This window comes from Spirosoma sp. KCTC 42546 (assembly GCF_006965485.1).
GTDB lineage: Bacteria > Bacteroidota > Bacteroidia > Cytophagales > Spirosomataceae > Spirosoma.
Genome location: NZ_CP041360.1, coordinates 8,479,850 through 8,506,266, shown reverse-complemented (window position 1 = coordinate 8,506,266; position 26,417 = coordinate 8,479,850). Strand labels below are relative to the sequence as shown.

At 46.7% G+C, this 26,417-nt stretch carries 31 protein-coding genes; 20 read left to right on the top strand and 11 right to left on the bottom strand.

The features are described from left to right. Positions 1–108 precede the first annotated feature (108 nt). From EXU85_RS34585 to nadD, 4 genes are all read left to right on the top strand, one after another. Positions 109–789 (top strand): sigma-70 family RNA polymerase sigma factor, encoded by a 681-nt coding sequence (locus tag EXU85_RS34585; protein WP_198174876.1) that lies wholly within the window; start codon positions 109–111, stop codon positions 787–789. A 129-nt stretch (positions 790–918) separates the two neighbouring features. Next, a complete protein-coding gene (locus EXU85_RS34580) occupies positions 919–1,161 on the top strand; it encodes a hypothetical protein (protein WP_142776446.1) in 243 nt (80 codons plus the stop codon). 94 nt (positions 1,162–1,255) lie between these two features. After that, complete coding sequence (gene gmk, locus EXU85_RS34575; protein ID WP_142776445.1) at positions 1,256–1,855, top strand: guanylate kinase; 600 nt, start codon at positions 1,256–1,258, stop codon at positions 1,853–1,855. Between the two features lie 93 nt (positions 1,856–1,948). Continuing rightward, positions 1,949–2,521, top strand: a complete 573-nt coding sequence (gene nadD / locus EXU85_RS34570; RefSeq protein WP_142776444.1) for a nicotinate (nicotinamide) nucleotide adenylyltransferase — start codon at positions 1,949–1,951, stop codon at positions 2,519–2,521. Between the two features lie 68 nt (positions 2,522–2,589). Here nadD and EXU85_RS34565 read toward each other — a convergent pair whose 3' ends face one another. After that, entirely contained in the window at positions 2,590–3,027 is a 438-nt protein-coding gene (locus EXU85_RS34565) for a hypothetical protein (RefSeq protein WP_246859369.1), read from the bottom strand. After that, the gene (locus EXU85_RS34560; RefSeq protein ID WP_142776443.1) at positions 3,017–4,039 is read right to left on the bottom strand and encodes a M28 family peptidase; all 1,023 of its coding nucleotides are present in this window, start codon (positions 4,037–4,039) and stop codon (positions 3,017–3,019) included. The genes EXU85_RS34565 and EXU85_RS34560 overlap by 11 nt, the downstream gene beginning before the upstream one ends. A 385-nt stretch (positions 4,040–4,424) precedes the next feature. Between EXU85_RS34560 and EXU85_RS36300 the strand changes: the two genes are divergently transcribed. From EXU85_RS36300 to EXU85_RS34545, 5 genes are all read left to right on the top strand, one after another. After that, positions 4,425–4,538: a carbonic anhydrase gene (locus tag EXU85_RS36300; protein ID WP_371731976.1), complete on the top strand. Its 114-nt coding sequence runs from the start codon at positions 4,425–4,427 to the stop codon at positions 4,536–4,538. A 21-nt stretch (positions 4,539–4,559) separates the two neighbouring features. Next, positions 4,560–4,640 carry a carbonic anhydrase gene (locus EXU85_RS36295; protein ID WP_210422512.1) on the top strand — a complete coding sequence of 27 codons (81 nt, stop codon included), beginning with the start codon at positions 4,560–4,562 and terminating at the stop codon, positions 4,638–4,640. Beyond that, the gene (locus EXU85_RS35695; RefSeq protein ID WP_210422425.1) at positions 4,630–4,923 is read left to right on the top strand and encodes a carbonic anhydrase; all 294 of its coding nucleotides are present in this window, start codon (positions 4,630–4,632) and stop codon (positions 4,921–4,923) included. The genes EXU85_RS36295 and EXU85_RS35695 overlap by 11 nt, the downstream gene beginning before the upstream one ends. A 265-nt stretch (positions 4,924–5,188) precedes the next feature. Next, a complete protein-coding gene (locus EXU85_RS34550) occupies positions 5,189–5,632 on the top strand; it encodes a hypothetical protein (RefSeq protein WP_142776442.1) in 444 nt (147 codons plus the stop codon). Between the two features lie 198 nt (positions 5,633–5,830). After that, a complete protein-coding gene (locus tag EXU85_RS34545) occupies positions 5,831–7,984 on the top strand; it encodes an RNA polymerase sigma factor (protein WP_142776441.1) in 2,154 nt (717 codons plus the stop codon). A gap of 127 nt (positions 7,985–8,111) precedes the next feature. On the opposite strand, the gene cysS is transcribed toward EXU85_RS34545, so the two are convergent. Then, positions 8,112–9,602: a cysteine--tRNA ligase gene (cysS, locus tag EXU85_RS34540; RefSeq protein ID WP_142776440.1), complete on the bottom strand. Its 1,491-nt coding sequence runs from the start codon at positions 9,600–9,602 to the stop codon at positions 8,112–8,114. A gap of 247 nt (positions 9,603–9,849) precedes the next feature. On the opposite strand from cysS, the gene EXU85_RS34535 reads away from it, so the two are divergent. Further along, positions 9,850–11,046 (top strand): hypothetical protein, encoded by a 1,197-nt coding sequence (locus EXU85_RS34535; RefSeq protein WP_142776439.1) that lies wholly within the window; start codon positions 9,850–9,852, stop codon positions 11,044–11,046. Between the two features lie 127 nt (positions 11,047–11,173). Then, positions 11,174–12,091: a PfkB family carbohydrate kinase gene (locus EXU85_RS34530; RefSeq protein WP_142776438.1), complete on the top strand. Its 918-nt coding sequence runs from the start codon at positions 11,174–11,176 to the stop codon at positions 12,089–12,091. A gap of 73 nt (positions 12,092–12,164) precedes the next feature. Here EXU85_RS34530 and EXU85_RS34525 read toward each other — a convergent pair whose 3' ends face one another. The 3 genes from EXU85_RS34525 to EXU85_RS34515 form a co-directional block, all read right to left on the bottom strand. After that, positions 12,165–12,974 carry a ferritin-like domain-containing protein gene (locus EXU85_RS34525; protein ID WP_142776437.1) on the bottom strand — a complete coding sequence of 270 codons (810 nt, stop codon included), beginning with the start codon at positions 12,972–12,974 and terminating at the stop codon, positions 12,165–12,167. A gap of 14 nt (positions 12,975–12,988) precedes the next feature. Beyond that, on the bottom strand, positions 12,989–13,732 hold the full coding sequence (locus tag EXU85_RS34520; RefSeq protein WP_142776436.1) for a ferritin-like domain-containing protein: 744 nt from the start codon (positions 13,730–13,732) through the stop codon (positions 12,989–12,991). Between the two features lie 211 nt (positions 13,733–13,943). Beyond that, entirely contained in the window at positions 13,944–15,116 is a 1,173-nt protein-coding gene (locus tag EXU85_RS34515) for a nitrilase-related carbon-nitrogen hydrolase (protein ID WP_142776435.1), read from the bottom strand. 67 nt (positions 15,117–15,183) lie between these two features. Between EXU85_RS34515 and EXU85_RS34510 the strand changes: the two genes are divergently transcribed. Further along, positions 15,184–15,975 (top strand): SDR family NAD(P)-dependent oxidoreductase, encoded by a 792-nt coding sequence (locus EXU85_RS34510; RefSeq protein ID WP_142776434.1) that lies wholly within the window; start codon positions 15,184–15,186, stop codon positions 15,973–15,975. Here the strand turns inward: EXU85_RS34510 and EXU85_RS34505 are convergent. The 3 genes from EXU85_RS34505 to EXU85_RS34495 are packed head-to-tail and all read right to left on the bottom strand — an operon-like array spanning position 15,961 to position 17,871. Continuing rightward, positions 15,961–16,908 (bottom strand): polysaccharide deacetylase family protein, encoded by a 948-nt coding sequence (locus EXU85_RS34505; RefSeq protein ID WP_142776433.1) that lies wholly within the window; start codon positions 16,906–16,908, stop codon positions 15,961–15,963. The two genes, EXU85_RS34510 and EXU85_RS34505, sit on opposite strands and share 15 nt — an antisense overlap. Positions 16,909–16,920: 12 nt before the next feature. Continuing rightward, entirely contained in the window at positions 16,921–17,340 is a 420-nt protein-coding gene (ybeY, locus tag EXU85_RS34500; RefSeq protein ID WP_142776432.1) for an rRNA maturation RNase YbeY, read from the bottom strand. Between the two features lie 6 nt (positions 17,341–17,346). After that, the gene (locus tag EXU85_RS34495) at positions 17,347–17,871 is read right to left on the bottom strand and encodes a GNAT family N-acetyltransferase (RefSeq protein ID WP_142776431.1); all 525 of its coding nucleotides are present in this window, start codon (positions 17,869–17,871) and stop codon (positions 17,347–17,349) included. Between the two features lie 78 nt (positions 17,872–17,949). Here EXU85_RS34495 and EXU85_RS34490 point away from each other — a divergent pair, with 78 nt between their 5' ends. From EXU85_RS34490 to bioD, 3 genes are all read left to right on the top strand, one after another. Continuing rightward, positions 17,950–18,996, top strand: a complete 1,047-nt coding sequence (locus tag EXU85_RS34490) for a zinc-binding dehydrogenase (RefSeq protein WP_142776430.1) — start codon at positions 17,950–17,952, stop codon at positions 18,994–18,996. 185 nt (positions 18,997–19,181) lie between these two features. Beyond that, the gene (locus EXU85_RS34485) at positions 19,182–20,360 is read left to right on the top strand and encodes an 8-amino-7-oxononanoate synthase (protein WP_142776429.1); all 1,179 of its coding nucleotides are present in this window, start codon (positions 19,182–19,184) and stop codon (positions 20,358–20,360) included. Positions 20,361–20,463: 103 nt separating this feature from the next. After that, on the top strand, positions 20,464–21,102 hold the full coding sequence (gene bioD / locus EXU85_RS34480; RefSeq protein ID WP_142776428.1) for a dethiobiotin synthase: 639 nt from the start codon (positions 20,464–20,466) through the stop codon (positions 21,100–21,102). Here bioD and EXU85_RS34475 read toward each other — a convergent pair. Then, entirely contained in the window at positions 21,067–21,888 is an 822-nt protein-coding gene (locus EXU85_RS34475) for an aminotransferase class IV (RefSeq protein ID WP_142776427.1), read from the bottom strand. The two genes, bioD and EXU85_RS34475, sit on opposite strands and share 36 nt — an antisense overlap. Before the next feature lie 126 nt (positions 21,889–22,014). On the opposite strand from EXU85_RS34475, the gene EXU85_RS34470 reads away from it, so the two are divergent. The 5 genes from EXU85_RS34470 to arsB all read left to right on the top strand — a co-directional run bounded on the left by EXU85_RS34470 (position 22,015) and on the right by arsB (position 25,267). Then, positions 22,015–22,341, top strand: coding sequence for a helix-turn-helix transcriptional regulator (locus EXU85_RS34470; RefSeq protein ID WP_142776426.1), 327 nt, complete (start codon positions 22,015–22,017; stop codon positions 22,339–22,341). 80 nt (positions 22,342–22,421) lie between these two features. Beyond that, on the top strand, positions 22,422–23,303 hold the full coding sequence (locus tag EXU85_RS34465) for an arsenite methyltransferase (RefSeq protein WP_142776425.1): 882 nt from the start codon (positions 22,422–22,424) through the stop codon (positions 23,301–23,303). 18 nt (positions 23,304–23,321) lie between these two features. Then, positions 23,322–23,753 carry an arsenate reductase ArsC gene (locus tag EXU85_RS34460; RefSeq protein ID WP_142776424.1) on the top strand — a complete coding sequence of 144 codons (432 nt, stop codon included), beginning with the start codon at positions 23,322–23,324 and terminating at the stop codon, positions 23,751–23,753. A gap of 3 nt (positions 23,754–23,756) precedes the next feature. Beyond that, a complete protein-coding gene (arsN2, locus tag EXU85_RS34455; protein WP_142776423.1) occupies positions 23,757–24,206 on the top strand; it encodes an arsenic resistance N-acetyltransferase ArsN2 in 450 nt (149 codons plus the stop codon). Further along, a complete protein-coding gene (arsB, locus tag EXU85_RS34450) occupies positions 24,203–25,267 on the top strand; it encodes an ACR3 family arsenite efflux transporter (RefSeq protein WP_142776422.1) in 1,065 nt (354 codons plus the stop codon). The genes arsN2 and arsB overlap by 4 nt, the downstream gene beginning before the upstream one ends. 62 nt (positions 25,268–25,329) lie before the next feature. Here arsB and leuB read toward each other — a convergent pair whose 3' ends face one another. After that, the gene (gene leuB / locus EXU85_RS34445) at positions 25,330–26,403 is read right to left on the bottom strand and encodes a 3-isopropylmalate dehydrogenase (RefSeq protein WP_142776421.1); all 1,074 of its coding nucleotides are present in this window, start codon (positions 26,401–26,403) and stop codon (positions 25,330–25,332) included. Positions 26,404–26,417 lie beyond the last annotated feature (14 nt).

Below are 26,417 nucleotides of genomic sequence, written 5' to 3'. Positions count from 1 at the left end.
AAGGATTAATTTTTGTGGTGTAAGTTGTGTAACTCAGCGAATCTGATCGTCTTATTATTGAATTCGTTGGGTATGGCCGATAGTAAACGGCAATTTACTCTTACTTTTATGGCGACTATTCCCGAAGTTATGTCAGATACGCCAACTCGCGACGACGACCAATTGTTACCCGACAGCGACCCGACCGAACAACCCTCGGCAGATACTCCCGCTCGTGGTTATTCCGATGCGCAGAAGTACCAGATTTTTAATAAGGAGTTTATGCCACACATTGACTCCATGTACAACTTTGCTTTTCGGTTGACAACCGACGAGGACGACGCAAACGATCTCGTACAGGATACTTATCTAAAGGCATTTCGGTTCATTTCGTCCTTTGAGCAAGGAACTAACGCCAAAGCATGGCTGTTTCGGATTCTGAAGAACAGCTTCATTAACGATTATCGGAAAAAAAGTAAGGAACCCGCTAAAGTAGATTATCAGGACGTTGAAACGACCTATAACTCTGAAGATGCGGAATCCGAACATACGGTCGACCTTCGGGCCGAATCAGTTTCCGACTTAATCGGCGATGAAGTGGCAACGGCTTTAAACTCGTTGCCTGTGGATTTCCGGACAGTGATTATCCTCTGCGATATCGAAGGATTTACGTATGAAGAAATGGCTAAGATTCTGGACATCCCAATAGGTACTGTACGATCTCGACTACACCGGGCTCGGAACCTATTGAAAGAAAAATTGCGTGATTACGCATCTTCGATGGGCTATAAAGAAGAAAATGAAGAATAAACCGAACTTTTTCTAAGCCTAAATTGGTTCTGCTGATAACTTAATGGTATTATTATTCTTGGAATAAATAAAATTTTTCCAATGCAAACTTCGTTGCCGCCCTCATCTTCATCTAGCGCAAAACCAGAGATGAAAGAACATTGTAATCACAGCGCCGACTGTCTGAAGATGATCCAGTTGATTCTGGATGGAGAAGCCACCGAACAACAGCTTGTCAGAGTGAAAGCTAATCTTGAATCATGCAGACCCTGCATCGAGATGTACCAGCTTGAAAAGGAAGTGAAGGAGTTATTGACTAAGCGAATGGAGAAACGATGCTGCCCAGAGCAGTTAGTAGCAACGATCAAATCCAGAATTCTGAGTTTTAGTTAATAGTAGCCAACCTAATTGGGGTAATTAAGGAGTGCGTACACCAGCAACCTTAATTACCCCAATTACTTTTAGTTAAATCAACCCATTACCCACTGTGGACGGTAAGCTTATTATTTTTTCAGCCCCTTCTGGTTCGGGCAAAACTACAATTGTCAAGCATTTGCTGGCCGAGAACAAGAATCTCGGCTTTTCTATTTCAGCCTGCACCCGCGACCGCCGGGGCCGCGCTGAAGAAAATGGGAAAGATTATTATTTTTTGACACCCGAAGAGTTCAAGCATAAAATCGATGACAACGAGTTCGTTGAATGGGAAGAGGTTTATACCGGCGCATTCTATGGCACGTTAAAGTCTGAAATAGAACGAGTGTGGTCTACCGGCAAACACGTTCTTTTTGATGTGGATGTTCAGGGTGGACTAAAGCTGAAAAACTTCTATGGCGATAAAGCACTGGCCGTTTTTGTAAAAGTACCAGACGAAGAGACGCTCCGCCAACGTCTAATAGGCCGTGGTTCTGAGACTGAAGAAAGCTTGTCCCGACGCTTGTTTAAAGTCCACTTTGAAATGAGTTTTCAAGATCGTTTTGATGTCATTTTAATGAATGATGATCTGGAAACATCACTTCAAAAGGCGCAAAAACTGGTCGACGATTTTATAAAGGAAAATAAAGTACCCGCGAAAGCGACAGTAATTTAATAGTAGTAGTTAGGAGCGAATATTGAGAATGGCTGGCTCAAAATTAGGGCGGTAGTTGTTATCCCTGCTCCTTGCTTCTCGCTCCTTACCCCCATGAAAATCGGCTTATTCTTCGGTTCCTTCAATCCCATTCATATTGGCCATCTGATCATTGCGAATACGATGGCAACCACAACCGATCTCGAACAGGTGTGGTTTGTGGTGTCGCCCCAAAATCCCTTCAAGAAGACCAAAAGCCTCCTGCACGAGTTCGACCGGCTGGATATGGTTGAACGGGCTATTGCGGATAATAGTCGCCTAAAGGCCACGAATATTGAGTTCTCGATGCCAAAGCCCAGCTATACGATTGATACTCTGACACGGCTCAGCGAAAAATATCCTCAGCATACCTTCCGACTGATTATGGGCGAAGATAATCTGGAGCAGTTTGCCAACTGGAAGAATTACGATAAGATACTGGAATATTACGGTTTATATGTGTACGAGCGCCCCCGCACAGTAGAAAGCTCATTTAAAACGCATGCCAGTGTTCGTGTTGTAGAAGCACCCTTACTGGACATCTCGGCTACGTTCATACGCGACTGTATTCGCGCCAACCGATCCATACGGTATATGGTGCCGGAAGTGGTGGAAGAAATGATTGAGCGGAAGAAGTTTTATGTGTAACGCGGACATCCTGTCCGTCTGTAACGAAAAGAACGATTTTTGGCTATGCGAACAACTTGTCCGCGTTACTAAGGTGTTCCATTTTGAAATGTTACTTCAGTAGCTACACCAATTGCACTCATCCGAATGGCCACGGAACGACTGGTTGATTTAACGCCAGCTTGGTCGCACTGGGGGCCTTTTTCCAGGAAATAAATATAGAATTTCTGATTTCGGTCGGCAATTTGATTGATATCAGGGCGGCCAAGGAGTTCACCAATAGTGTTGGTCGTTTTGCCTTTCAAATTTTGAATTTCCGCTCTAAAAGCGGGTTCAAGTGTAGCCCGAACGCCGTTACAACCTCCCCGATCTCCCCGCCATTTTTTTACATCAAGTTTGCCAAATGTATCCGGTGCAGGTCCACATCCGGTAACTAAACTGATCAGTGAGCTAAAAATAAAAAGCCGTAGCCCTTGTTTTGCCCCTTTAATAGCTCGCTCGTTCACTAGGTTTGGCTTATTGTTCATTATAAAGTACCTGTAACAGCGTTTGGCCAACGGCCTTAAGGGTGCCCCGGTCAATGTTACTCATATTGTCTTCTGCGGTGTGCCAGGCTGGGAAGAAACCTCCCGTAACCACATTCGTGTGAATAATGTCGATCATCGGGATTTTGGCAATCGTGTTGGGAGCAACGTGGTCATCGGTAATTTGACCGCCGGGCGTATCGACAAAATATTGGCTGTATCCGGCACGACTGGCCGTTTGCCAGACATTGTTAACAACTGTCGGAGCAAACTGCATCGAAAGGCCCTCTTTGGCAAATGTAGCGCCTTTAGCACCAACCATATCTAACAGAATGCCAAAATAAGCTGAATACCCAGGCTTATGCAGGTTTTTGGCCCAATAGCGTGAGCCTAAGCAGAATCCGATATAATCGAACTGATTACCGCTGGCCTGTTCAAAATCGTTACTGGCTTTTTCTCCATTGCCCCAGTCTTCAGCATCGAAAAAGATAATATCAATGCCTACGGTTGGTTTTTGCTGACTCTGCTGAATAGATCTGGCTAGTTCGAGCAACACACCTACACCACTGGCTCCATCATTAGCGGCTGTAACGGGCTTTGTCTGGTCAGCTTTGTTTTGGTCCTGATCAGCATGCGGGCGTGAATCCCAGTGCGATGCTAGTACAATACGCTTGGTAGCACTAGGGTTGATGCTGCCTATGATATTACGGGCATTTAATTTCTTGCCATCCCAGGTGGTTGCTACAAATGACTGCTCAATAACAGTACAACCAAATTGCTTTAGTTTGGCGGCCAGGTAATTTCCAGTTTGGACATGAGCGGGTGTATTGGGCACTCGCGGCCCGAACTTTACCTGCTGATCAACATAGGAGTAAGCCGAATCGGCATTAAAAGCGGGAGCCGTAATGGTAACGGGTTGCTCAGTAGTTTGTGTGGTATCGTTCTGGGTCTGCTTGGTACGGCAGGCGCTAATAGACAACAAGACAGCCAGAAAGGAAAGGATGATTTTTTTCATGACAGAGCAACACATCCCTTTTGGACTGGGATCGGGTGTTGTAAAACGATTTAATACCGCTTTTGTATATCGGCCTGCAAAAATACCGAAAAGTCAGCCGTTTAAATAATCAAATAGTAAGGTCAATTGACGCTTAAAGGGAACTTGGTGTTTTTGAGTAAATCAAACCAATTCCCTTTTCTTTTATTGGCTTTTAATCTGATTTTAATGTGTTCTTTTTGCTGTGGGATATTTATTAGTGATAAAGAGTATAATCTGCAGGCTATAAGCCGATGACCGGGATGTAGAAGGCGAATTTGAATTTTTTCAAAACGATCACCAGAACACATTAACTGAGATCACTCAGGCATTTTTGTTCATAAAGAAGGGCTTCGCTAATGAGTGTATGGTGATTCTATTGCCCACCGAAGAAATTGCCCAGGTACAACCCGGTGAAATTTTTTTTCATCGGAATGTGGCCAATCTGGTTGTGCATATGGATATGCTCTCGGTTTTATAGTATGTCGTAGAGGTTTAAAAAGTGAAGCATGTTATCGTATGCGGACATTATGGCTGTGGGGGCGTAAAAGCTGCCATGTCGAATAAAAATCTTGCTGATTAATAGATGGTTATGGTCCATAAAAGACGTTTGCCATTGGCATGAACAGGAGCTGATGCTACTGGCTGATGAGCAGGAACGTTTTGAGCACTTAGTCGAACTGAATGTTCAGAAGCAGGTAAAGAAGCTGGCCCAAACAACAATTATTCAACGAGCCTGGAAAAAATTCGAGGCTTCCCATTTGCACGGATGGGTATACGGATTGAAGACCAGTCTGATCAAAGAGATTTTAAATCTACCGCCACGCAGCCCGGAAGTAGCTGTGTATACCTATGATTTTGAGTAAAAAAGAAGCCCGGTTGTAACACAGCCGGGCTTCTTTTTTACTCAAAATCGTAGGTAGTTAACTACCAGCAAAGCTAGACTATTGCATAGACCGATAAGGACCGTTTATAGGGTGACTGAAAGGCCAGCACGATTTGCTCTGCACCCAAACGGCAAACTACCCACAGTTGCTAAAAGACCCTCTATAAAAATTACGAATGTTTTGTAGCGTTTTGATAATTCTTCCCGACTTAGTTGATAAGTCATTAATCTAACTTCTTAAAGCGATGAAAAATTTATTATTCGTGGGAGGATTATTAACCATCTTAGCTGGATGCAGTCAGGACATACAGCCTGAAAATACCCCTAACTCGTCCAATAGAGTGGCCAATGGAGCTACAATCACAGGTACGTTGCAAATTAATAAATCAGCGACTGATTCGACTCATTGTCAACCTTCAACTTGTAACATTGTTGCTACTAAGATTGATATTAATCAAATTGTTAAGCGAGATAGTACTGGTATAACTTATAGCGATACGCTCTGGAAAGAAACCAATACGAAGCTCAAAGTAGTGTCAAATATCAACCAGCCGTTTAAGCTTACAGATGTTGTTGCAGGCTACTATAAACTAGTCTTAACCACAACTCCTTGTGGGTTTAGCCAAACCATTGATCGGGTTAAAGTCGCTGACGGGGCTAATGTCAATCTAGGGTCAATCCATTTTTAATTGTGGGCTGTAAGGGGGCATGACTATGTTCCTGTATAAAGTAGCCGAACCCGCTAAGGGTTATATAGGGCGTTACTCACCAAAGTTATATCGTCAAAACATACAGGAGAGATTCTCCCAGGATGAATTGGTAAAATCAATAAAACAAGCTCGCCGGGAAATAAGCAAAGCCTGTTTCGTTAAGAAGTTGCCGTACATATGACAGCTGAATTACTGGATTGTACACCACAGGAGCAAGAATGCCTGCAGGGGTGCCGTGGGGACAATCCGAAAGCACAGGAGATGGTTTTTAAACGGTACTACAGCTTAGTATATGGAATCTGCATACGTTATCTTTCATCGAAAGAGCTTGCGCAGGAAGTTGTCAACGACTGTTTTTTTAAACTGTTTCACCAGCTTAAATCAACCTATCCCAATCCCACCTATTTCCGGCCCTGGCTTCGTCAATTAGCCGTGCATACGGCTATTGATGCGTACCGGAAAGAAAAACCATATTTGCACCAGAGCACCATCGATGATCTAGTCGCAGAGGTAGGACACCCAGAATATGTACATGATAGCCTGAACGCCGAGCAAATTTTAAGCCTAGTAGCGCTACTACCCGACTTATGGCGTCTAACCTTCAATCTTTATGAAGTGGAAGGATATGCGCATGAAGAAATTGCGGTGTTACTAAACATTCCGGTTAGTAGTTCCAGGGTGTACCTGACCCGGGCTAAACAACGGCTTAGAGAATTGCTGGGGCAACATAATGCTGTGCGAACCTATATGCCCATTTACTATACTTCTTCTGCTGATCGTCCGGAAGACCCAGACTGGGCGCATTTTAGGGAAACGCTACGCAGCTACGAACCGGTAGGCGATCCAAATGCCTGGAGCCGGTTTCAGAAATTTCAGCGAGGCTCTCGCTCTCCCAAACAGGGGCGCTTGTATAAGCTGATTCTGCTGACGACGGTGGCAATTATTTGCGAAAAATCACAGCACATTGTTCCACATTGGTTGCCCACGCAGGCTGCTGCCATAACGGTGAAAGCAGGTACTATTGCCACATCGAATAGCCAGCAGGGGCCGAGATTTGTTGTGGAGGAACCCGAAAAACAGTCTACTTTTCAATCGGCTAAAGCTGATTCTGCTGAACTTGAGCCGGTTGCACCAGGCCTGAAATTGGTTAAAACCGATGCCATAACGCCCTCCTCACTGGTATTGGTGCCTGCTGGTGGGTTGTCCTATACCGCAACGAGCATCGGGAAAAGGGCTGATTATAAAGTTGAACTGGCGGATAAAATCGCTTTTGAAACAAAAAAATCGCTACCTACGACAACTACTCTAAAACCATTCAGAAAAGAGGAATCTAATTATAAATCTGCATCGACAACAGTTATTCAAGCTCAGCGTTCTCGGGGGAGAGGCTCCTCTGCTCCGATTCATGTTCGTCTTTTGGATGATTCTCGGTTTGATTATCAAGAAAATAGATGGGTTGGAGCCCTAAAAAATAGATCAACGGCAAAAAAAACTCCCTATGCAAAGGAGCCGTTGTCTAAATCTTTTTGGGCTAGTAAGTCAGGGGGGCGGCTTCCCGAAACGACCTCCACTTCAGCTGGACTAGTTAGATTGCAGATAAATACGCTAGCGACCAGACCATTGTCATTCAATCATATATCTGCCAATATACCCGCCAGGATTCACTTCTTACCGCAGGTTTCTGTCTCGCCAAAGTCAAAATCGGTTGAACGGCCGGTATTTATTGGAGCCATAGTGGGGATGCAGGCTGCATACATACCGCAGGGAAAGCCCACCTGGAGTGCTATAGGTGGAGTTTGGGTTGATAAAATGCTAACTCGTAAGCTTTTTTTGGGGACAGAATTAACACTGTCCCCAACGCAGGTAACACAGGCTGGAAATGGCCTGGCCAGCCGGGATTCGATTACTAGCCGGGAATTGCTGCAACAGACTAATCAATGGTGGCAGATTACGTTGCCGCTTTCGATTCGATACACGTTTATGGATACAAAACGGGTAAGCTGGTGGGGGGCGATTGGAGTATCATCGGCTTTAATATTTAGCGAAAAGCGTATCAGCCAGTATCAGGTAACAAGAGTAAATTCAAACCCACTTGATTCGACCCAGCAGGTTAAACCGTATACCGAACAAATAGTACAGCGCACACCTGCCAGTGTATTACTACAACCGTTTCGTTGGCTAACCTTGTCTACTGGGCTTCGGATGGCGACGGTTGGGAAGTACGAGTGGTGGACAGAACCCTATTTTAGCTACCCAATTGGCGCGACTACGACCGAGGCCCTAAAGGTGAGTATGGCTGGTGTACGTCTCAGAATCCGGCGTACGCGTTAACGTGTGACTGCTGGGTAGTTTCTTCCAACAGAGTATTAACGGATCGTTCGTAATAAGCGCCAGCTATCAGCTTAAGGCTTCTTAATCGCTTGATGGACTAAATCGCGTGCCGTACTAGTTTTAAAGACTACTCTTCATAAGCCCAGTCGATCTGATGTTTCATGTCTTTAATAGCCAGCCCCTGCGCTTTGAAATACGAGCGAATTTGATCCACTTTATCATACAGGCGCTGCTCTTTGTACTCCCGGTACAGGGTTAGCAAACCTTCCAAAACCGGCTGGTTGCTCGTACCTTCTTCTTTCAGTCCCAATACGTCGTTCATGAACGATACGAATGACTCTTTCAGTAGATTAAATACGTCTTCGCCGAGGGCTTCTGGTTGAAGTTGTTTCAGGTACAGCATATTGACGTACTTCAGCAATGTGAACAATTGGGCAATCCCGACAGCCGTATTAAGGTCATCGTTCATGGCCTCGTAAAACTGCTGAACTGCCTGCCGGATTTCCTGCTGCTTTTCTTCGCTTACAGAAACACTTTCGCCGGACGCATCGTAGGTTAATGTTTTAACGATACGTAAGCCATTGGCCAACCGACGATACCCTTTCTGAGCCGCTTTAAGCGCATCATTCGAAAAGTCGAGTGTGCTCCGGTAATGCGACTGAAGCATAAAGAAACGAACCGTCATGGGGCTATACGCCTGTTCGAGCAGTTGGTGGCTACCAGCAAACAACTCCGCTGGTAAAAATGAGTTGCCCAATGACTTCGACATTTTCTGCCCATTAACGGTCAGCATGTTCGAGTGCATCCAGTACCGAACCGGGTCGACACCACTTAATCCATCGCCCTGCGCAATCTCGCACTCATGGTGTGGGAATTTTAAATCCATTCCACCGCCGTGAATATCAAATTGTTTGCCCAGGTATTTAGTGCTCATGCAAGTGCATTCCAGATGCCAGCCAGGGAAACCTTCGCCCCAGGGCGAGTTCCAGCGCATGAGGTGTTCGGGTGCAGCGCGTTTCCAGATCGCAAAATCGAGTGGACTGCGCTTTTCTGACTGGCCATCCAGCTCACGGGTTTCATTCAGCAGATCGTCCAGAATCCGGCCCGACAGCTTGCCATAATTACCGCCCCGCTTGTTATAGGTTTCAATGTCGAAATAGACCGACCCGTTTGATTCATAAGCGAGCTCTTTGCTTAGTAACGACTGTACCGCTTCAATCTGCTCTACCATATGGCCGGTTGCAGTGGGTTCAATACTCGGTGGAAAGGTATTGAACTGGGCCATTACAGTATGAAAATCGTTCGTGAAGCGTTGCACGATTTCCATGGGTTCAACTTTTTCCAGCTTTGCCATCCGGCCAATTTTATCCTCACCATCGTCGCCATCACCAACTAAGTGGCCTACGTCGGTCAGGTTACGGACGTAGCGGACTTTGTAGCCAATAAACGTCAGGTAGCGGTAGAGTGTATCGAACGTGAGGAACGTACGAACGTTGCCCAGGTGAACGTAATTGTAAACCGTTGGTCCGCAGACGTACATGCCCACATAAGGGGGATTGAGCGGTTCAAATAGTTCTTTCTTGCGAGAAAGTGTATTGTATAGTGTAAGCGGTTGCATTGGGAGTTTGACTCTGGTTCAACAATACTGATAAAGGAATAGAGCTGCCCGATAGACAACTGTAGGCGAGGTTAAGGGTTCAGCGACAACAGTGGGCTGGCAAGATGAGGGTTTCCTGGATCAGCATGGCAGATAGTAAACTGTTCATGAGGGCGAAGTTACGGATTGTTCGTTGGAAAACGGTAGCCCGCTCACTTTTGGTTATATTCGCGTTTTGTTTTGACAAATCGCCCGCTTAGGTTCAGGAATGCAGGTAGTTGAGGTGGGCGCAAATGCCCAATACCAGAAAGAATTTATTCAGTTTCCAGTTCGTCTTTATCGCAACGATCCAAATTGGATTCGCCCGTTAGATGCCGATGTCGAGGAAGTATTCGACCCAGCTCGCAATAAACGCTTTGAGCATGGCGAGTGCATTCGGTATTTACTGTTGAACGATAAGGCTGAAACCATTGGGCGCATGGCCGCTTTTATCGACTACGAAATTGCGAACCTCGATAACGATCAGCCAACAGGTGGGATCGGATTCTTTGAGTGCATTGACGATCAACAGGCCGCTTTTACCCTGTTTGATGCCGGAAAAGGGTGGCTCCAAAGCCGTGGTATGGAAGCCATGGACGGCCCAATCAACTTTGGTGATCGCGATCGCTGGTGGGGTTTATTAGTCGATGGGTTCGACCGGGAGCCAAACTATTGCATGCCGTATACAAAGCCGTATTACATTCCATTTTTTGAAAATTACGGCTTCAAAGACTATTTCAAACAGTTTACGTTCGGGATTCCAACAACCTGGGCGAAGTTGGTTGATATGTCGCAGGCGGTAAAAGACCGGGCCCAACGGATTTACCAGAACCCGGATTATAGCTTTCGAACAATCGATAAAAAACATCTGCCCGCAGCGGCCGAACAGTTTCGGCATATTTACAATGCGGCCTGGGGTGGTCATAGTGGTGTTAAGGAAATGTCGGCTGGGCAGGCGCAGTTGTTGATGGAGAAGCTGAAGCCGGTTATTGACGAGAAAATAATCTATTTCGCGTATTACCTTGATGAACCAGTGGCTTTTTTCGTTTGCCTGCCGGAGCTAAATCAGGTTTTCAAGCATGTGAATGGTAAACTTGATCTGATCGGAAAGTTGAAGTTTTTGTGGCACATGCTGCTGAAAACAAACCGTAAGGCGTTTGGTGTAGTCTTTGGTGTAGCTCCTGAGCACCAGGGGAAAGGGGTGGAAGCCGCTATTGCCCTCCGTATGCCGCACGAAGCCGACCATAATCCCAATTTTCAATACACCGAACTCGAAATGAACTGGGTTGGCGATTTTAACCCAATCATGGTACGTTTTGTAAGCCAGCTGGGGTCGAAGATCGTTAAAACCCACGTTACCTATCGGAAGCTATTCGATGAAACCAAACCGTTTAAACGTTGCCCGGTAATTGGGCGGAAGAAATAAATATTTAGTTTGAAGTTTATAACGATCCGCCGTTGCGGTTCGAAGTTCGATGTTAGCAATACTGCATAAACTTGAACTGATTGGTACAAACTTCAAACATCGGACTACAAAATTCAAACTGTAATAAATGAGCCTAGTTACTGTTGGTTCCGTAGCGTTCGACGCCCTGGAAACCCCGTTCGGCAAGACCGACAAAATCATCGGCGGAGCCGCCACTTACATCACCCTGTCAGCCTCGTACTTTACGAAAGAAAATAATTTGGTTGCTGTGGTGGGCGACGATTTCCCGCAGAGCATGATTGAGGATCTCAATCAGCACGGAATCAATACGGAAGGTTTAGAAATTCGGAAAGGAGAGAAGACCTTTTTCTGGTCGGGGAAATACCACAATGACATGAACAGCCGCGATACCGTGGAAGTCCAGCTGAACGTAATGGAGAATTTTGATCCGATCATTCCCGATTCGTATCAGGATTGCCAATACCTGATGTTAGGAAATACCGCTCCGGCAATTCAGCAGATGGTTATTGAACGGTTGCATAATCGCCCAAAGCTCATTGTGCTCGATACCATGAATCTTTGGATCGAAATTGCCAACCCAGACCTAATGAGCTTACTCAAATTAGTTGATGTACTGGTAGTAAACGATGAAGAAGCCCGCCAGCTAACGCATGAGTACTCGCTGGTACGCGCTGCGGCTAAAATCCGGGCGATGGGTCCGCAAACTGTAATCATCAAAAAAGGGGAACATGGTGCTCTTCTGTTTAGCGAAGGGCAGATTTTCTTCGCCCCAGCATTGCCGCTTGAAGAAGTATTCGATCCGACCGGTGCGGGCGATACGTTTGCGGGGGGCTTCATTGGCTACTTAGCCAAAACCGACGATATTTCGTTTGATAACATGAAGCGGGCTATTATTTATGGATCAGCCATGGCTTCATTCTGCGTGGAGAAATTTGGTGCTGAGCGGATTATGAATTTGACTCAGGATGAAATTCAGGCGCGGGTAAGTGAGTTTGTGACGCTATCTGCTTTTGGATTACTTTAACAGGACAAAGTCTAAAACGCAAAAAGCCGCTGGTTAACCAGCGGCTTTTTGCGTTTTAGACTACTACTTATTGTTAGGCAAAGAAAGGTGCAACCAAAGGCAGAACCTGTTCTTTTGTTAGCGGCTCATCAAACGCCTGCATAACCATAGCCGGAGTAATCCGGCTATCGCCAGCCAGTGCAGAAGCTAAGTCAACACCCGCTTGCACGGTGTTTTCTTCACCTTTATAACTGCCGTCAACAACCGATGGAAGGCCTTGCATTGCAGCAGTACCACCTGTGATCCAGCCTTTTTGGCCACGCATATAGCGTACGTTAGCTGCGTGAGCAGCTTCGGTAGCGTGAATTTGTAAAGCCACCTGCAATATAGCTGGGGCAGCCTGTAGATTAGGAGCCTGACCTTTGTAAGCGCGAACGCCTGTATCTTCAAACGTTTGGGCAATAGCCGAGAACGTTGCGAAGTTGGTAAATGTATCCATAAACGTACCTTTGGCCGAGAAATCGAACTTAGGCATTGGGATTGCTTCTGAGCCTAGTACCGACTTCAGCAACCGAACGTGTACTTGTTCATGCTGCCGAATTAATTCAAATGCTGGCTTATAATTATTGGGAATCATCGCCAGGTTATGACCGTAATCATAAAAAGTGAACTCTAGGTACTCTAATGCGAGCGCAAAGTTAAGAACGTCTTTTACGCCTTGTGGTAGTGCACTAGACTGCCCATAAGATTTGGTCAGGGCAGATGCCATAATGGCTGGAGCAGCCACGGCAATCGTTTTTTTGGTCAGAGAGCTAAATAAGCTCCGGCGTGAGACGTGTGCTAAGCGATCAAATATTTCGCCATCCACCTTCTCAATTTCGCTAAATAAGTTTTGTAAGTTCATCGGAGTTGAGTGGTTTATGCTGGTGTCAGGCTTTTTACTAATGCGCTTGCATCCAGGGTTTCATTAATATATTTCTGTGCGATAGGCAGTACAAACGTTGGCTCGTAAGCAAGATGCAGGCCTGTATCGCTGGTAACGATAGTTGGGCCAGCAAACGCGTCTGAATAAGGATACTGCAATTCGCGAAGAATTGAGTGGTGACGAGTTTCAACCGATACAATCTTACCAGCCAATGTCAGATAACCTGCATCTTTAATGTATTTACCCGCACCGTTGTAAGCACCTACGCCTGTTTTTTCGAAAGCTTCTGCATTCGAAAGTACGTCTGCACGGTTGTTGAAGTCGATACTTGAGAAGTTGAAGGTCAGATCTGGAACGTTAGCGGCTGTTCCGGCACCCACAGCTGCTTTGAAAAGCGCACGGTGAATAATTTCATGGCCACGGATATCGCTCCACAAGGCCATATCCGACGAAGACATATTTGGGTAAGGTTTTGCGAGAACCATTTCGTAGAAGGCAGCTTCGAGCTGTTCCAATACGTATGCAAAGGCAAGGATACCAACATCACCAGTAGGTAATGAAATGGTTGGGCCAGCAGCGCGGGCACTACCATTGGGTGTGACAGAAGATTCGTCCGCATGGGAGCAAGCTGTCAGCAAACCGCCTGTTACAGCAGCAGCACCCGCTACTCGCAGAAACGACCGGCGGCTAGCTGCAGCCGAAGATGTCGTTTCGGGTCGATTAGTAACGTTTTCCATTGAGTAAAATAGTTAGGTGATTTTTAATGCTTAGCTATTTGGCAACTAAGATGATGTATCTACGGGGTCACCTAAAAAATAGATTTTGTCAATTAAATAAAAGAATATAAATCCTAGATAAGTCTTTGGTAAATGGATTAGTAATGAGGAGTATATGGGTGATGTACTTGAAAAGTTTATTGAAAAAATACAAAATGATTTAAAGAGGAAATCATAGCCATAAGCAGTTTATGGCAGCTCCGTTAATAACGCGCGCCGTTTTTGCTGGAGCTGTACCAGATAAAATGATCGTTGTGCCATCGGAACCTAAGTCCCAAAGTTGCCCCCGCAGAAATACGTTCATCCCTTTTATGATACCCGCTTCGGGGATAGCTCGCCCGGCCATAGCATGAGCGAGCCAGGCTTGTCCTTCGGTTAGTTTACCAACATCTGCACGGGCATCCGCTGGGGTTGGTGTGCCACTGTACCCCTGCCAGATTCTTTTCCAGACTCCATTGCCGGCTGAGTAGGAGGGAACCGCTAACAGGGTAGCCCCTTTTTGCTTTAGTGTTTTATACACGGGAGAATTCCAGGAGTCTGCGCAGACCAATACACCTAACCGACCAACTGGCGTATCGAAAACAGGAACGTCTGCCGGATTGGTCGGACAGACAAACGGGAGTTCATCGGCAATGGGGTAGACCTTTTTAATAAGTTGCGGATCTAGTTTGCCATCCGGACGAAACACCGCAGAGACATTATAGAGAGGGCCTTCGCCTACAACCAATTTCCCATTTTCAACGGATGGATTGGTCAATAGAATAGAACCAGCCACGATTGTTACCTCAAATTGTGCTGCCAGCATATCGAAGGTGAGCTGATACTCGTAGGCCATTTGCCGGGCTTTCATGGCGAAGAGACCATACTTTGTTTTATCACCCACACTGTCGGGGGCCGTTTGGTAGGCATTCCAAAAATTGATGGGATGGCTAACGACCATTGCCGTTAATCCCTGCTGAATGGTGGAGGCACTGTATACCCGCTCAGGTTCATTCATAACCACTAGCCAGGTGCCAATATATTCGGGCAGGATGACAATGGTTTTTTGAGGTATGACCAGCCCACTGTCTTTCGCAGTTTTCAAATACCCGGCTAATTTTTCGCGGAAAGTCAACCCTGTACGATAATCGGCGGGCTCCATCCAGGGCTGAATCCCTAACAGATTCCCACGATCTGATCGAGTGCCGAATTGCTCGAATGAGCGGATTTGCGTATTCGCTTTTGAGGATTTTGCGGGCTTATCCTGGCCACCAAAGAACCATATAGTCCATAAGCCGAACAACCCGTAGCATAGAGCCAGGCCTATTAGCAGAATAACCGTGTATTTTCTACGATTGATTGCCATAAAAACGATGCATGAGCCACAAAATAGCATTATTTTCAGCGTTTAATTAACTGCTTCTTCGCTGCGGATGTCTACGTTTACGAATCAGATTGCCTTCATCACCGGTGCTGGCTCAGGCATTGGCCGGGTAACCGCACTGGCATTCGCCAACGCAGGTGCGACTGTTGTTGTCGCTGAAATTAACGAACAAAATGGCCGGGAAACTACTAAGCAAATTCAGCAGCAGGGTGGTAGGGCGCTGTTCATTCCTTGCGATGTTTCTAATCCAGATCAGATAGAAAAAGCTGTAAGGCAAACTGTGGATGTGTTTGGTCGTTTGGATATCGGTATCAACAATGCGGGTATTGGGGGTAAGTTTGGCCGATTACTCGATCAGACAAAGCAGGATTTCGATCAGATAATGGCTATAAACGTTGGCGGTGTATTCTATGGCATGCAGGCCCAGATTCGTCAGATGCTCACTCAAAAGGTTAATAGCCATCCAGTCGGGGACCATCCAGTCGGGGGTAAAATTGTGAATGTATCAAGCATTGCAGGGGTGCGGGGTATGCCTATGGGGGCACCCTACAGTGCTTCTAAACATGCCGTTATTGGATTGACGAAAACAGCTGCGCTGGAATATGTACGGCATCATATCCGAATCAATGCCGTTTGCCCTGTATATACGCACTCACCAATGGTCGATGAATTGATTGGTACTGCACCTGGCATGGAAGAGCGAATGCGCCGGATGGTGCCTATGGGCCGTTTTGGGCAACCCGAAGAAGTTGCTCAGGCCATTCTATGGCTTTGCTCAGACGACAATGCTTTTGTTACTGGGCAGGCTCTTCAGATAGATGGCGGGTTAACGGCCGGGTAAGTTTACAGTTCGATTCGCCAGTTCATCAACCATGGCAGGGACTTCGGGTTCACCCTTGAAAAAAGCTCCTTTTTTGCCCAACGTTAACGCCCAGCGGTGTAGCCACGAAATGCCGCCTTTGCCGTAATAGTGATCTACGGAACGGTAAGCTGTGTCAGTCAATGCTTTATCTAACGAGACAAAAGTGTATCCATGCTGTTTTAACCCTGCCAGTAATTTGCCCAAAAAGTCGGCGTTGATGGTATTGGCATGAATTAGTAAGATCTGTGAAATCTGCCGGTTAAAAAGCGAGTCACTTTGTGCCTCATAATAAGCTGCGCAATTGAGCATATACGTCACATACTGTTTACCAACTTGAGCCGCTAGTGCTGTATCGCTCAGAAGCAAAGCATTGTCATAAGCGCGGGAAAAGAGCCAATCTGAGTTATCAATGGTAACAGGTGCTTCCTGATAGCCGCGTTGTTTTAAAAATTGCTCCAGCGAGTCTTTTTTGGCTTGGGTATCACCTTTTCGTAAGTAGGGGTGCCGGAAATAACGGAAAGGCCTCTCTCGTTGCTGAACTAGATTCTTCACAATTGACTCACCCCCAATAATATCCGCTTTTGAACCCTCAAATGATATGTTGTTATAATCTTTGTGTGCCAGAGTATGATTTCCTAATTCCAGACCGGCATTTAACCATAGTTTTAGAAGTCCGATCTGGTTAGAATCGGGTTTGGAGTTTGTCCGTAACGAATTGCCGATTACAAACCCAATGGCCGGAACCTGGAATGCTGTACAGTGCGAAAGTAATTTCTTTGTCAGATTAAGTCGGCCTTCCGGCGTGGCATAAGCTTTTGATACGGTCGGCAGATCGTCGATAGTAATGACTATTTGTTTCTGTGCTTGTACGGCAAAAGCCAGAAAAACTAACAAAGAGAGGAGTAGACGCATAGACTGGGAACGTTAAGGCAGGTAATAGGTTAGCCATTCTTCTTCTTTTGCCCGCATTTGAGCTGCTTCTTCATCGGTTTTATCGCCATAGCCACACAGATGAAGGAGCCCATGAGCCAGGACCCGACGCATCTCTAGATCAGCCGATATACCCAATTGCGTTGCATTATCGGCCACGCGCTCCACGCTGACGAAAATGTCGCCCTCTAGTTTGCTCTCGTCTTCGCTTTGATCAAACGTAATGATGTCTGTATAGTAGTCGTGGTGGAGGTAATCCCGATTAACCTGTAGCACATGCTCGTCGGAACAAAAAATATAATTTAACTCACCAACCGCATAGCCTTCCCGTTTAGCCTGCTGGTTGAGCCATTGGCGGGTTGCTTGCTTCTGTGGAAGCTTATAGGGTACGTCCTCGTTAAAAAACCGAATCATGCGTTTTTATCCAATTAATTGCGTTACATCAGGCCATACGTATCGGAACGCATCCGAGAAATCTCCGCCTGGATTTTCATCTCTCACCAACTCCTGGTTCGTTGCGCCTAAACGCTCGTAGAATCTTCGGGCGCTGGTGTTTTGCGACAATACCCACAAATAAAACCCTGATTGAGGATTCATCTGGTACGACCAGCGAGCTGCCGATTTGATCAGAACCGTGCCAACTCCACGTCCTTTCTGATCACTATGAACGTGCAGATTATCAAGTAGCGTTCCCCAAACGAGGTCCTCATCGGCGTAAGCACAGGCAAATCCGCAAATTACCCCATTCGAGTCGGCTATAATAACGTGCTGGTTCGGGCTGGGTTGAGTAAGCCGTTTCTGCCAAACGTCCTGCCTGTTTTCAAGGACAGGGCCATTCAAAAAATCATCTCTCCAAATACCTCTGTAGTTTTGTTGCCAACTGAGGCTATGCAGCCGGGCAATCGGATCTGCATCGTCGGCGGTAGCTTCTCGGTATGTTATCATTGCCTATTCAGACGTGTTGGGCAAATATAAACGGTCCGGTAGTGTCGTGCGAATGTATTCCTAATTATGACTCAGTCCATGAACGCAGTTTATCTCGGAGGTACTCACCAACCCGTCCAGCTTATTAATGCGCCCATACCAACCGCCGGGCCGGGCCAAGTACTGGTAAAACTTCAGGCGGCATCGCTCAATCATCGCGACGTGTTTATTCAACAGGGCTTATATCCTGGTATTAAACTACCTGTTATTCTGGGTTCAGATGGAGCTGGTGTTGTTGTTGATACAGGAGAAGGCGTTGATGCTAGTTGGCTGGGCCAGGCGGTTGTCATTAATCCAGGGATGAACTGGGGCGGTAATCCGAAGTTTTACGGAGCCGACTTCCAGATTCTGGGTATGCCCACCAACGGTACGTTTGCCGACTATGTAGTTGTGGGCCGTAACTATATTCATCATAAGCCCCAACATCTCACGTTCGAGCAGGCGGCTGCGCTCCCGTTAGCGGGTCTGACTGCCTGGCGAGCACTAATGACAAAAGCTGAGCTGAATAAAAGTGGTAGTCAACCTCCTGAAAAAGTATTGATTACTGGCGTTGGTGGTGGTGCGGCCCTATTTGCCTTGCAATTTGCCGTAGCGGTAGGGGCGGAGGTTTGGGTTACATCCGGATCTGATGAGAAACTAGAGAAAGCGAGAGAGTTAGGAGCAACGGGGGGTGTCAATTATCGCCAGCCTGATTGGCACAAACTTCTTCTTGCAAAAGCAACTGAAGGGCAAGTAGGCCATCCAGCCCGAGGTTACTTTGATGTGATCATTGACAGTGCGGGTGGACCTGGTTTTTCCAGGCTTATCGATGTAGCTGCTCCGGGCGGACGGATCGCTTTCTTTGGCGGAACCACGGGGACAATCAACGACATTATTCCACCTAGAGTATTTTTTAAACAACTATCAATTTTTGGAACGACTATGGGCACTGAAAGCGAGTTTACCGATATGATTAAATTAATAAGCGACCAACAGATTGTGCCTGTACTAGATGAGATCTTCCCGCTCGTGGCTACCGAAACAGCGATGCGTAAGATGGAGGCTGGAAAACAGTTTGGTAAAATAATACTCTCAATTGGTAACTAGATGTTTCTTATGTTGACAATGTGTTTCTATTGGTGTCTATTTTCTTTTATCCTTTAGCCTGAATATTACCTCAAATTAAAGTTATCCACAATCAACATGTGGATAACTAAGGACTTACACACATTTTCGCAATTGATGGTCTGAAATTGTTCAACGTTAAAGAGGGCCGTTTTATCTTTGTCGCTATGGCTATAGTGACGCACTCGGTTGCCCAACTTGTATCAGATCGATTAGCTGCTTATCGGCAAAGCGGCCTGTTGCGTCAACTGCGTATTGCAGATGGTTTAGTTGACTTTTGTTCAAATGATTACCTGGGTTTTGCCCGGTCTGCCGAACTGAAAGCGGCTATCCAGCAGGCTGATGTTGCGCAGACACGCGCTCGTACAGGGGCAACCGGCTCGCGATTACTAGCAGGTCAAACGGCCCTGGCCGATGTAGTTGAACAGGAACTGGCTCGTTTTTACAATACCGAAGCCGCGCTTATTTTTAATTCGGGCTACGATGCTAACCTTGGTTTGCTGGCTTGCCTACCCAGAGCAGGGGATACTCTCCTGACCGATGAGTTGATTCATGCCAGTATGATTGACGGCGCACGTCTCAGTTATGCTAGTCGCCAGCGTTTTCGTCATAACGATTTAGAAGACCTGGAGTATAAACTCCGCCAAACTCACGAATTGCAGGGAAAGGGGCAGGTCTTTGTGGCTGTTGAGTCTGTCTATTCGATGGATGGCGATGTGGCTCCTTTACGCGAACTGGTTGAGCTTTGTGATCGCTATGACGCGGCTTTACTGGTTGATGAAGCACATGCTACGGGTCTGTATGGTCCTAATGGAGAAGGCTTAGTGGTTGCATTGGGTTTGCAGGAGCGCGTATTTGCCCGAGTCCATACCTTTGGAAAGGCATTGGGTGTTCATGGCGCGGCTATTGTTGGTCCAGCCGTACTGCGTGAGTATCTCATCAATTTTGCTCGCCCCTTTATTTATACAACAGCCTTACCTCCGCATAGTTTGCTGGCCATCCGCTGTGCTCATGTGTATGTAACGACCAATACCGATAACCGAACCCAACTGTATAAGCGGCTTACCCATTTTCGGCAACGAGCCAGCGAACTGCTGCCCGATGCACTGTGGACAAATAGTCGGTCGCCGATTCGGTGTTTGATCATACCGGGTAATGATCAGGCTCGGTACGTGGCCAGCCAGGCCCAGGCGGTGGGGTTAGATGTGCGGGCTATTTTGAGTCCGACAGTTCCGGTCGGGCAGGAACGGCTTCGCCTATGCATTCATTCCTTTAACACAACAGACGAAATAGATCAGCTTCTTACAGTTTTACAAACCGCCTTGCTTGGCGAGCTTAAGATATAGGCAAGTAAGCAGAAGTAGATTCATCATATTTTGTGTGACCCCATCGGAGTCACACCGGGAAGTAAAATGATAAGTTGTCCAATCTCTCAAGAAATAGTAGTAAATGCCCTCTCAACTCATTATTGCCGGAATCGGCACCGAAATTGGTAAAACGGTCGCGTCTGCGGTAGTCGTGGAAGCGTTGAACGCAGATTACTGGAAACCCATTCAGTCGGGCGAGTTGGCTAATTCCGATACAGATGTTGTACGAAGCCTGATCAGTAATTCAACGTCACAGTTTCACCCGGAAGCCTACCGACTAACGCAACCCATGTCGCCCCATGCAGCCGCTGAATTAGACGGCGTGACTATTCAGTTGGCTACCATCAATTTACCTGAAACCAATAATGCGTTAGTTGTTGAACTGGCGGGGGGATTGATGGTTCCGCTCAATAAGCACGAACTAAATATCGATTTGGTTAAAAAACTGGGTTTGCCATTGGTGCTGGTATCCCGAAATTATCTGGGAAGTATTAATCACACACTCCTGTCGGTGGAAGCCTGTAAAAGCCGTAACATTCCATTGCTCGGTATCCTATTTAACGGGCCTACTGTGGAGGCTACCGAATCCTTTATCTTAGACTATACCGGCTTGCCCTGCCTTGGGCGAATAGGGCAGGAGGAGCGTGTGACGAAGGAAGTTATCCGTACATATGCAGGAGCTCTACTACCAACTCTTCGTCAAATCATCGAACCGGTCTAATAGAAATTTGGATTTCGGCCCTGGATTTCCATCACCAATTATCAGTTCGCCGATCTGGACAATAGACAGTACTTTTTTGGTTGAACTGGTGGTGAACGCTTCTTCTGCATCATACAGCTCAGAAAGTAAAACTGGCCGCTCTTCAATTTGAAAGTCGCTCTGAGCTAATTGAAGGATGGTTCGACGCGTGATGCCATGCAGAATATTCCGGTTTGGGGTAATCAGACGGTCGCCCTTGATAAGGAAGAAATTGCTGCGGCTTAACTCACTGATTTCGCCCCCTTTCTGATAAAGAAGGTCAGAAGCTCCGGCCGATTTTATGGCTTGCGCCATGAGAATCACCCGTTTATAATCCGTGCTTTTTACCTCGGCCATTTCCCGAACGTACTCATCCAGAATCACTTTGATGCCCTTCTCATACTGAATTGGCGGTACTGGATGAACGGATTCCGTTAGAATAAGCAGATTAGGACGTTCAATGGTAATGCTATCGGCGGAGTAACCACCCGTCATGACAAACCGAAACGCAACATCAACACCACCACTCCGCTCAATCAGGTCAAGCAAAATGCTATAGGTTTCTTCTTTCCCGAGGGGCAGCGGCAAGTGCATCCGGGAAGCCGAATTCTGAAATCGCTCCCAGTACCAATCCCATTGAAATGGTCGCCCGTTGTAAGTCAGAAAATAATCGAATAGCCCGTAGCCGCGGAGCAGGCTGAGATCCGTGATCCCAACAGAAAGCTGGTCGGTGGGAGCAATTGTGCCGTTGAAATAGCCGTAATGCATAAACGTAGCGTTGGTGACCCAAATTCAAAGATAGAACAAATGAACTTACCATTCTCAGTGGAGAGGTAGTGGAAAGAATATTAATCGTAATATTGCGATTGATATTCTTTCCACTACCTTTGCATCATGGGCGTTACGAAAACCGAAATCTTTACTGCCGAACAGAACCGGACTGCCGATTTGGCGAAAGCATTTGCTCATCCCGCACGGGTGGCAATTCTACAAATGCTGATTGCAAAGAAAGCCTGCGTTTGTGGTGATTTGGTAGGTGAGTTGAATTTAGCTCAGGCAACCGTTTCTCAGCATTTGAAGGAATTAAAACGGATAGGAATTATTCAGGGTGACATCAACCCACCACGTGTATGTTACTGCATTAACCCGGTTGTATGGGAAGAAGCACAGCAGGTATTCGGAGCCACGCTGAAGTCATTCGTATCCGTCTCCTGCTGCTAGTTAATGGCCCGGCCGACGCTTCGGCAGGTATTTTTTTGCGTTTATTAATCGTAATATTACAATTAACCGATAGATAGCCTATGGAAACTGCTGAACAAATTAAAGAAGTTGTGCGCCAGAAATACGGCGCTATTGCCGAACAGCCAGACGATGCCGTTGGCTGCTGTGGAAGTGCCCAAGCGGGTCCTACGTCATGTTGTGGGCCGGAAAAATCGGTAAGCGTACCCATTGATATGACAGTTGGTTACGATGAACTGAACGGGTACATAGCTGAAGCTGATTTGGGGCTGGGCTGCGGTTTGCCAACTCAATTTGCCCAGATCAAACCAGGTGATGTGGTGGTTGATCTGGGCTCAGGGGCGGGCAACGATTGCTTTGTGGCTCGGGCAGAAACAGGAGAAACCGGGCGGGTAATTGGCCTGGATATGACTCCAGCTATGATTGACCGTGCTCGTAAGAACACCAAATCACTTGGTTTTACCAATGTTGAATTCGTTTATGGCGATATTGAAGACATGCCGTTACCAGAAAATCTGGCCAATGTAGTCGTAAGTAATTGCGTGATGAACCTGGTACCTGACAAGCGCAAAGCCTTCACCGAAACCTACCGGATTTTGAAACCAGGTGGCCACTTTAGTATTTCCGACATTGTGCTAAAAGGGGAGTTGCCTAAAGGCTTACAACGCGATGCCGAATTGTATGTTGGCTGTGTATCGGGGGCAATCCAGAAGGATGATTATTTACAGTTGGTGCAGGATGCAGGATTTACCAAGATTCTTGTGCAAAAAGAGCGCGAAATAGCCATGCCAGATGAAGTACTGAAAAACTACTTGTCAGATCAGGAAATCGCTGATTATCGTCAGAAAGATCAGGGTATCTACAGCGTGACTGTCTTTGCCCAAAAGCCTGAAGTTGCTATCAGGCCAACGGTTTCGTGCTGTGGTCCAGATTGTTGCAATTAATCCATTACAGATCAAACAATGAAAAAAATTTTAGTACTCTGCACGGGTAATTCGGCCCGCTCTCAAATGGCCGAGGGATATCTGCAGTATTTCGCGGGTAATCGGGCGGAAGTTTATAGCGCCGGTGTGGCTCCTCATGGTGTGAACCCGCTGGCTATCCAGGTAATGGCCGAAGATGGCATTGAAATTTCGCATCATACCTCAAATCATGCGGATGAGTACGTTCATATTCCGTTCGATTATGTCATTACGGTTTGCGACAACGCTCGGGAGCAATGCCCGTTTTTTCCTTCGGCTGGTGAGTTGATCCACCACAGTTTTCCTGATCCAGGTCACACAGAAGGAGAAGATGATTTGACGTCATTCCGCCGTGTGCGGGATTTGATTAAGGTTTATTGTCAGGAATTCATCGAAACCCGTTTGCCAGCAAGCGAACCGAGCACTCACTAATCAATGGCCTTACACATCGAAAATGCCCGCCCGGAAGACAAAGCGGCCGTTGTCTCCCTGTTGCAGCAGGGAAATTTACTGACCGATGATTTACCGACTGATCTGCCTGATTTTGTCATTGCCAAAGAGCAGGACGCCTATGTTGGTGTAGCAGGTTTAGAACGATTTGGCCCCATTGCCCTCCTGCGTTCTGTAGCAGTTGATCCCAATTATCAGGGTAAACAGGTCGGTGCTCAACTGGTTGGGCAATTACTGGAAACTGCCAAAGCAGACGGACTAGGAGAACTGTATTTAATTACAACAACCGCCGACCGTTATTTTGCGCGTCATGGCTTTCGTGTGGTTTCTCGCCAGGATGTACCGGCAGCTATTCAACAGACGCAGCAATTCAGTGATCTATGTCCTTCATCGGCCATTGTGATGAAGCGGCTGGTAAACCAACTGGAAGCATGAAGTCAGCCAGACTATCGTTTCTCGACCGTTATCTGACCTTGTGGATTTTTCTGTCGATGCTGATCGGAGTGGGGACTGGCTATTTTTGGCCGCAGTCGCAGTACTTCATAAATGGATTCAATTCGGGCACAACAAATGTTCCACTGGCTATTGGACTGGTGCTGATGATGTACCCGCCTTTAGCGAAGGTGCGCTATAGCGAATTGCCGAAGGTGTTTGCGAACACGAAGATTCTTGGCCTCTCGTTGCTGCAAAACTGGATTATAGGTCCATTGCTGATGTTCGGGCTGGCCGTAATTTTCCTGCCAGACAAGCCCGAATACATGACAGGACTGATTCTAATTGGTATTGCCCGCTGCATTGCTATGGTCATTGTCTGGAACGACCTGGCGGGTGGAGATCGGCTCTATGCCGCTGGATTGGTAGCCTTCAATAGTATTTTTCAGGTGCTGTTTTATTCGGTCTATGCCTGGCTGTTTATTACATTGTTGCCTCCCTTGTTCGGGCTGCATGGCTACGCAGTAGCTATTACCATCGGTGAAGTTGCTCAAAGTGTATTCATTTATTTGGGCGTGCCCTTTCTGGCTGGTCTGTTCTCCCGATTACTTCTCACACAGTTGAAAAGTAAGGAATGGTATGAGCAAACCTATTTGCCCGCCATCAGCCCCATTACGCTTATTGCTCTCCTGCTCACAATTGTGGTTATGTTCAGTCTGAAAGGACAACTCATTGTCTCTATTCCACTTGATGTGCTGCGGATCGCATTGCCCTTGACAATCTATTTTGCGATTATGTTCTTTTCGGCTTTTTACCTTGCCAAGCGAGCCGGAGCCGATTATTCAAAATCGACATCACTTGCCTTCACGGCAGCGGGTAATAATTTCGAACTGGGAATAGCGGTGGCAATTGCGGTTTTTGGAATCAATTCTGGTGCAGCTTTTGCCGCCGTTATTGGACCGCTGATTGAAGTTCCAGTGCTGATTCTGCTCGTCAATTTTGCTTTGAAACAAGAAAAGAAGTTTGCTCCGGATTCTAAAAAGGTGTTTCAAACGCAACGATGAGGTATTTCTTTTTCGTAGCTACGCCTTATGCTGAATGGGTGTGTAGCCTTGTAATCACGGGGCTATATGTTTTTTAACAGTTGAACGCCAATTGCCTCGGTACTCAGAATTTTGGCGTCTGGTGTGGCTGTGTCTGCAATATCACGAGTGCGGAAACCATCTTTCAGCAGTTTATCCACGGCCTGAATAATTGCGTCGGATTCGGCCTTCATGCCAAACGAAATATCAAACATTAACGCGGCCGATAATACCGAAGCAATTGGATTCGCGATGCCTTTGCCCATAATGTCGGGTGCTGAACCGTGAATAGGCTCATATACGCCCGTTCCATCGCCAATGGATGCGGATGCCAGCATGCCCATCGAACCTGCAATCTGTGAAGCTTCGTCCGTCAGGATATCACCGAATAGATTAGCTGTTACTACCACATCGAATCGGCGGGGCGCTTTTATCAGTAACATGGCCGTTGCATCGGCATATTGGTGTTCTACTTCTACATCTGGATAGTCCAGTGCCATTTTCTGAACAACTTCGCGCCATAATCGACCCGTTTCCATCACATTGGCTTTATCTACCGAACAGAGTTTTTTCCGGCGGGTACGGGCGGCTTCAAACGCCTTCCGGGCAATGCGTTCGACTTCATAACGGCTGTATTCGGCCATATCGAACGCGGTATCACCGTTGTTTCTGCGGCCTTTTTCGCCAAAATAAACATCTCCGGTAAGCTCCCGGAAAAATAAAATATCGGCACCTTTCAATACGTCGGCCTTAATGCTCGATGCGTCTAACAACTCATCGAATAGCTTTATGGGCCGGATGTTGGCATACAGTCCCAGTTCCTTCCGCATTTTAAATAAACCCTGTTCAGGGCGCATGGCCGCCGTGGGGTCATTATCATATCTGGGATCACCTACGGCCCCAAATAAGACCGCATCCGACTCTCTCATTTTCTCCAGCGATTCGTCAGTCAGCGGGGTCCCGAATGCTTCAATGGCTACGTGACCGATTAGCACCTCGTCGTACGTGAATTCGTGTCCAAACGTAGCCGCAACTTTCTCGACTACCTGTTTGCCGACAGCGGTCACTTCCTGTCCGATTCCATCGCCGGGAGCAATGATTATATGTTTTTTTGCCATTATCGTTTTAAGCT

Coding starts and splice junctions, on each gene's coding strand:
- EXU85_RS34535 (WP_142776439.1), top strand. CDS start 9,850: ATGCAGGTAGTTGAGGTGGGCGCAAATGCCCAATACCAGAAAGAATTT.
- EXU85_RS34545 (WP_142776441.1), top strand. CDS start 5,831: ATGACAGCTGAATTACTGGATTGTACACCACAGGAGCAAGAATGCCTG.
- EXU85_RS34565 (WP_246859369.1), bottom strand. CDS start 3,027: ATGAACAATAAGCCAAACCTAGTGAACGAGCGAGCTATTAAAGGGGCA.
- EXU85_RS34495 (WP_142776431.1), bottom strand. CDS start 17,871: ATGATAACATACCGAGAAGCTACCGCCGACGATGCAGATCCGATTGCC.
- EXU85_RS34550 (WP_142776442.1), top strand. CDS start 5,189: ATGAAAAATTTATTATTCGTGGGAGGATTATTAACCATCTTAGCTGGA.
- EXU85_RS34525 (WP_142776437.1), bottom strand. CDS start 12,974: ATGAACTTACAAAACTTATTTAGCGAAATTGAGAAGGTGGATGGCGAA.
- arsN2 (WP_142776423.1), top strand. CDS start 23,757: ATGGCCTTACACATCGAAAATGCCCGCCCGGAAGACAAAGCGGCCGTT.
- EXU85_RS34465 (WP_142776425.1), top strand. CDS start 22,422: ATGGAAACTGCTGAACAAATTAAAGAAGTTGTGCGCCAGAAATACGGC.
- nadD (WP_142776444.1), top strand. CDS start 1,949: ATGAAAATCGGCTTATTCTTCGGTTCCTTCAATCCCATTCATATTGGC.
- leuB (WP_142776421.1), bottom strand. CDS start 26,403: ATGGCAAAAAAACATATAATCATTGCTCCCGGCGATGGAATCGGACAG.
- EXU85_RS34580 (WP_142776446.1), top strand. CDS start 919: ATGAAAGAACATTGTAATCACAGCGCCGACTGTCTGAAGATGATCCAG.
- EXU85_RS34530 (WP_142776438.1), top strand. CDS start 11,174: ATGAGCCTAGTTACTGTTGGTTCCGTAGCGTTCGACGCCCTGGAAACC.
- EXU85_RS34485 (WP_142776429.1), top strand. CDS start 19,182: ATGGCTATAGTGACGCACTCGGTTGCCCAACTTGTATCAGATCGATTA.
- EXU85_RS34585 (WP_198174876.1), top strand. CDS start 109: ATGGCGACTATTCCCGAAGTTATGTCAGATACGCCAACTCGCGACGAC.
- EXU85_RS34490 (WP_142776430.1), top strand. CDS start 17,950: ATGAACGCAGTTTATCTCGGAGGTACTCACCAACCCGTCCAGCTTATT.
- EXU85_RS34460 (WP_142776424.1), top strand. CDS start 23,322: ATGAAAAAAATTTTAGTACTCTGCACGGGTAATTCGGCCCGCTCTCAA.
- arsB (WP_142776422.1), top strand. CDS start 24,203: ATGAAGTCAGCCAGACTATCGTTTCTCGACCGTTATCTGACCTTGTGG.
- EXU85_RS36300 (WP_371731976.1), top strand. CDS start 4,425: ATGGTGATTCTATTGCCCACCGAAGAAATTGCCCAGGTACAACCCGGT.
- EXU85_RS34560 (WP_142776443.1), bottom strand. CDS start 4,039: ATGAAAAAAATCATCCTTTCCTTTCTGGCTGTCTTGTTGTCTATTAGC.
- EXU85_RS34475 (WP_142776427.1), bottom strand. CDS start 21,888: ATGCATTACGGCTATTTCAACGGCACAATTGCTCCCACCGACCAGCTT.
- EXU85_RS34470 (WP_142776426.1), top strand. CDS start 22,015: ATGGGCGTTACGAAAACCGAAATCTTTACTGCCGAACAGAACCGGACT.
- cysS (WP_142776440.1), bottom strand. CDS start 9,602: ATGCAACCGCTTACACTATACAATACACTTTCTCGCAAGAAAGAACTA.
- bioD (WP_142776428.1), top strand. CDS start 20,464: ATGCCCTCTCAACTCATTATTGCCGGAATCGGCACCGAAATTGGTAAA.
- EXU85_RS34515 (WP_142776435.1), bottom strand. CDS start 15,116: ATGGCAATCAATCGTAGAAAATACACGGTTATTCTGCTAATAGGCCTG.
- ybeY (WP_142776432.1), bottom strand. CDS start 17,340: ATGATTCGGTTTTTTAACGAGGACGTACCCTATAAGCTTCCACAGAAG.
- EXU85_RS34505 (WP_142776433.1), bottom strand. CDS start 16,908: ATGCGTCTACTCCTCTCTTTGTTAGTTTTTCTGGCTTTTGCCGTACAA.
- EXU85_RS34510 (WP_142776434.1), top strand. CDS start 15,184: ATGTCTACGTTTACGAATCAGATTGCCTTCATCACCGGTGCTGGCTCA.
- EXU85_RS34520 (WP_142776436.1), bottom strand. CDS start 13,732: ATGGAAAACGTTACTAATCGACCCGAAACGACATCTTCGGCTGCAGCT.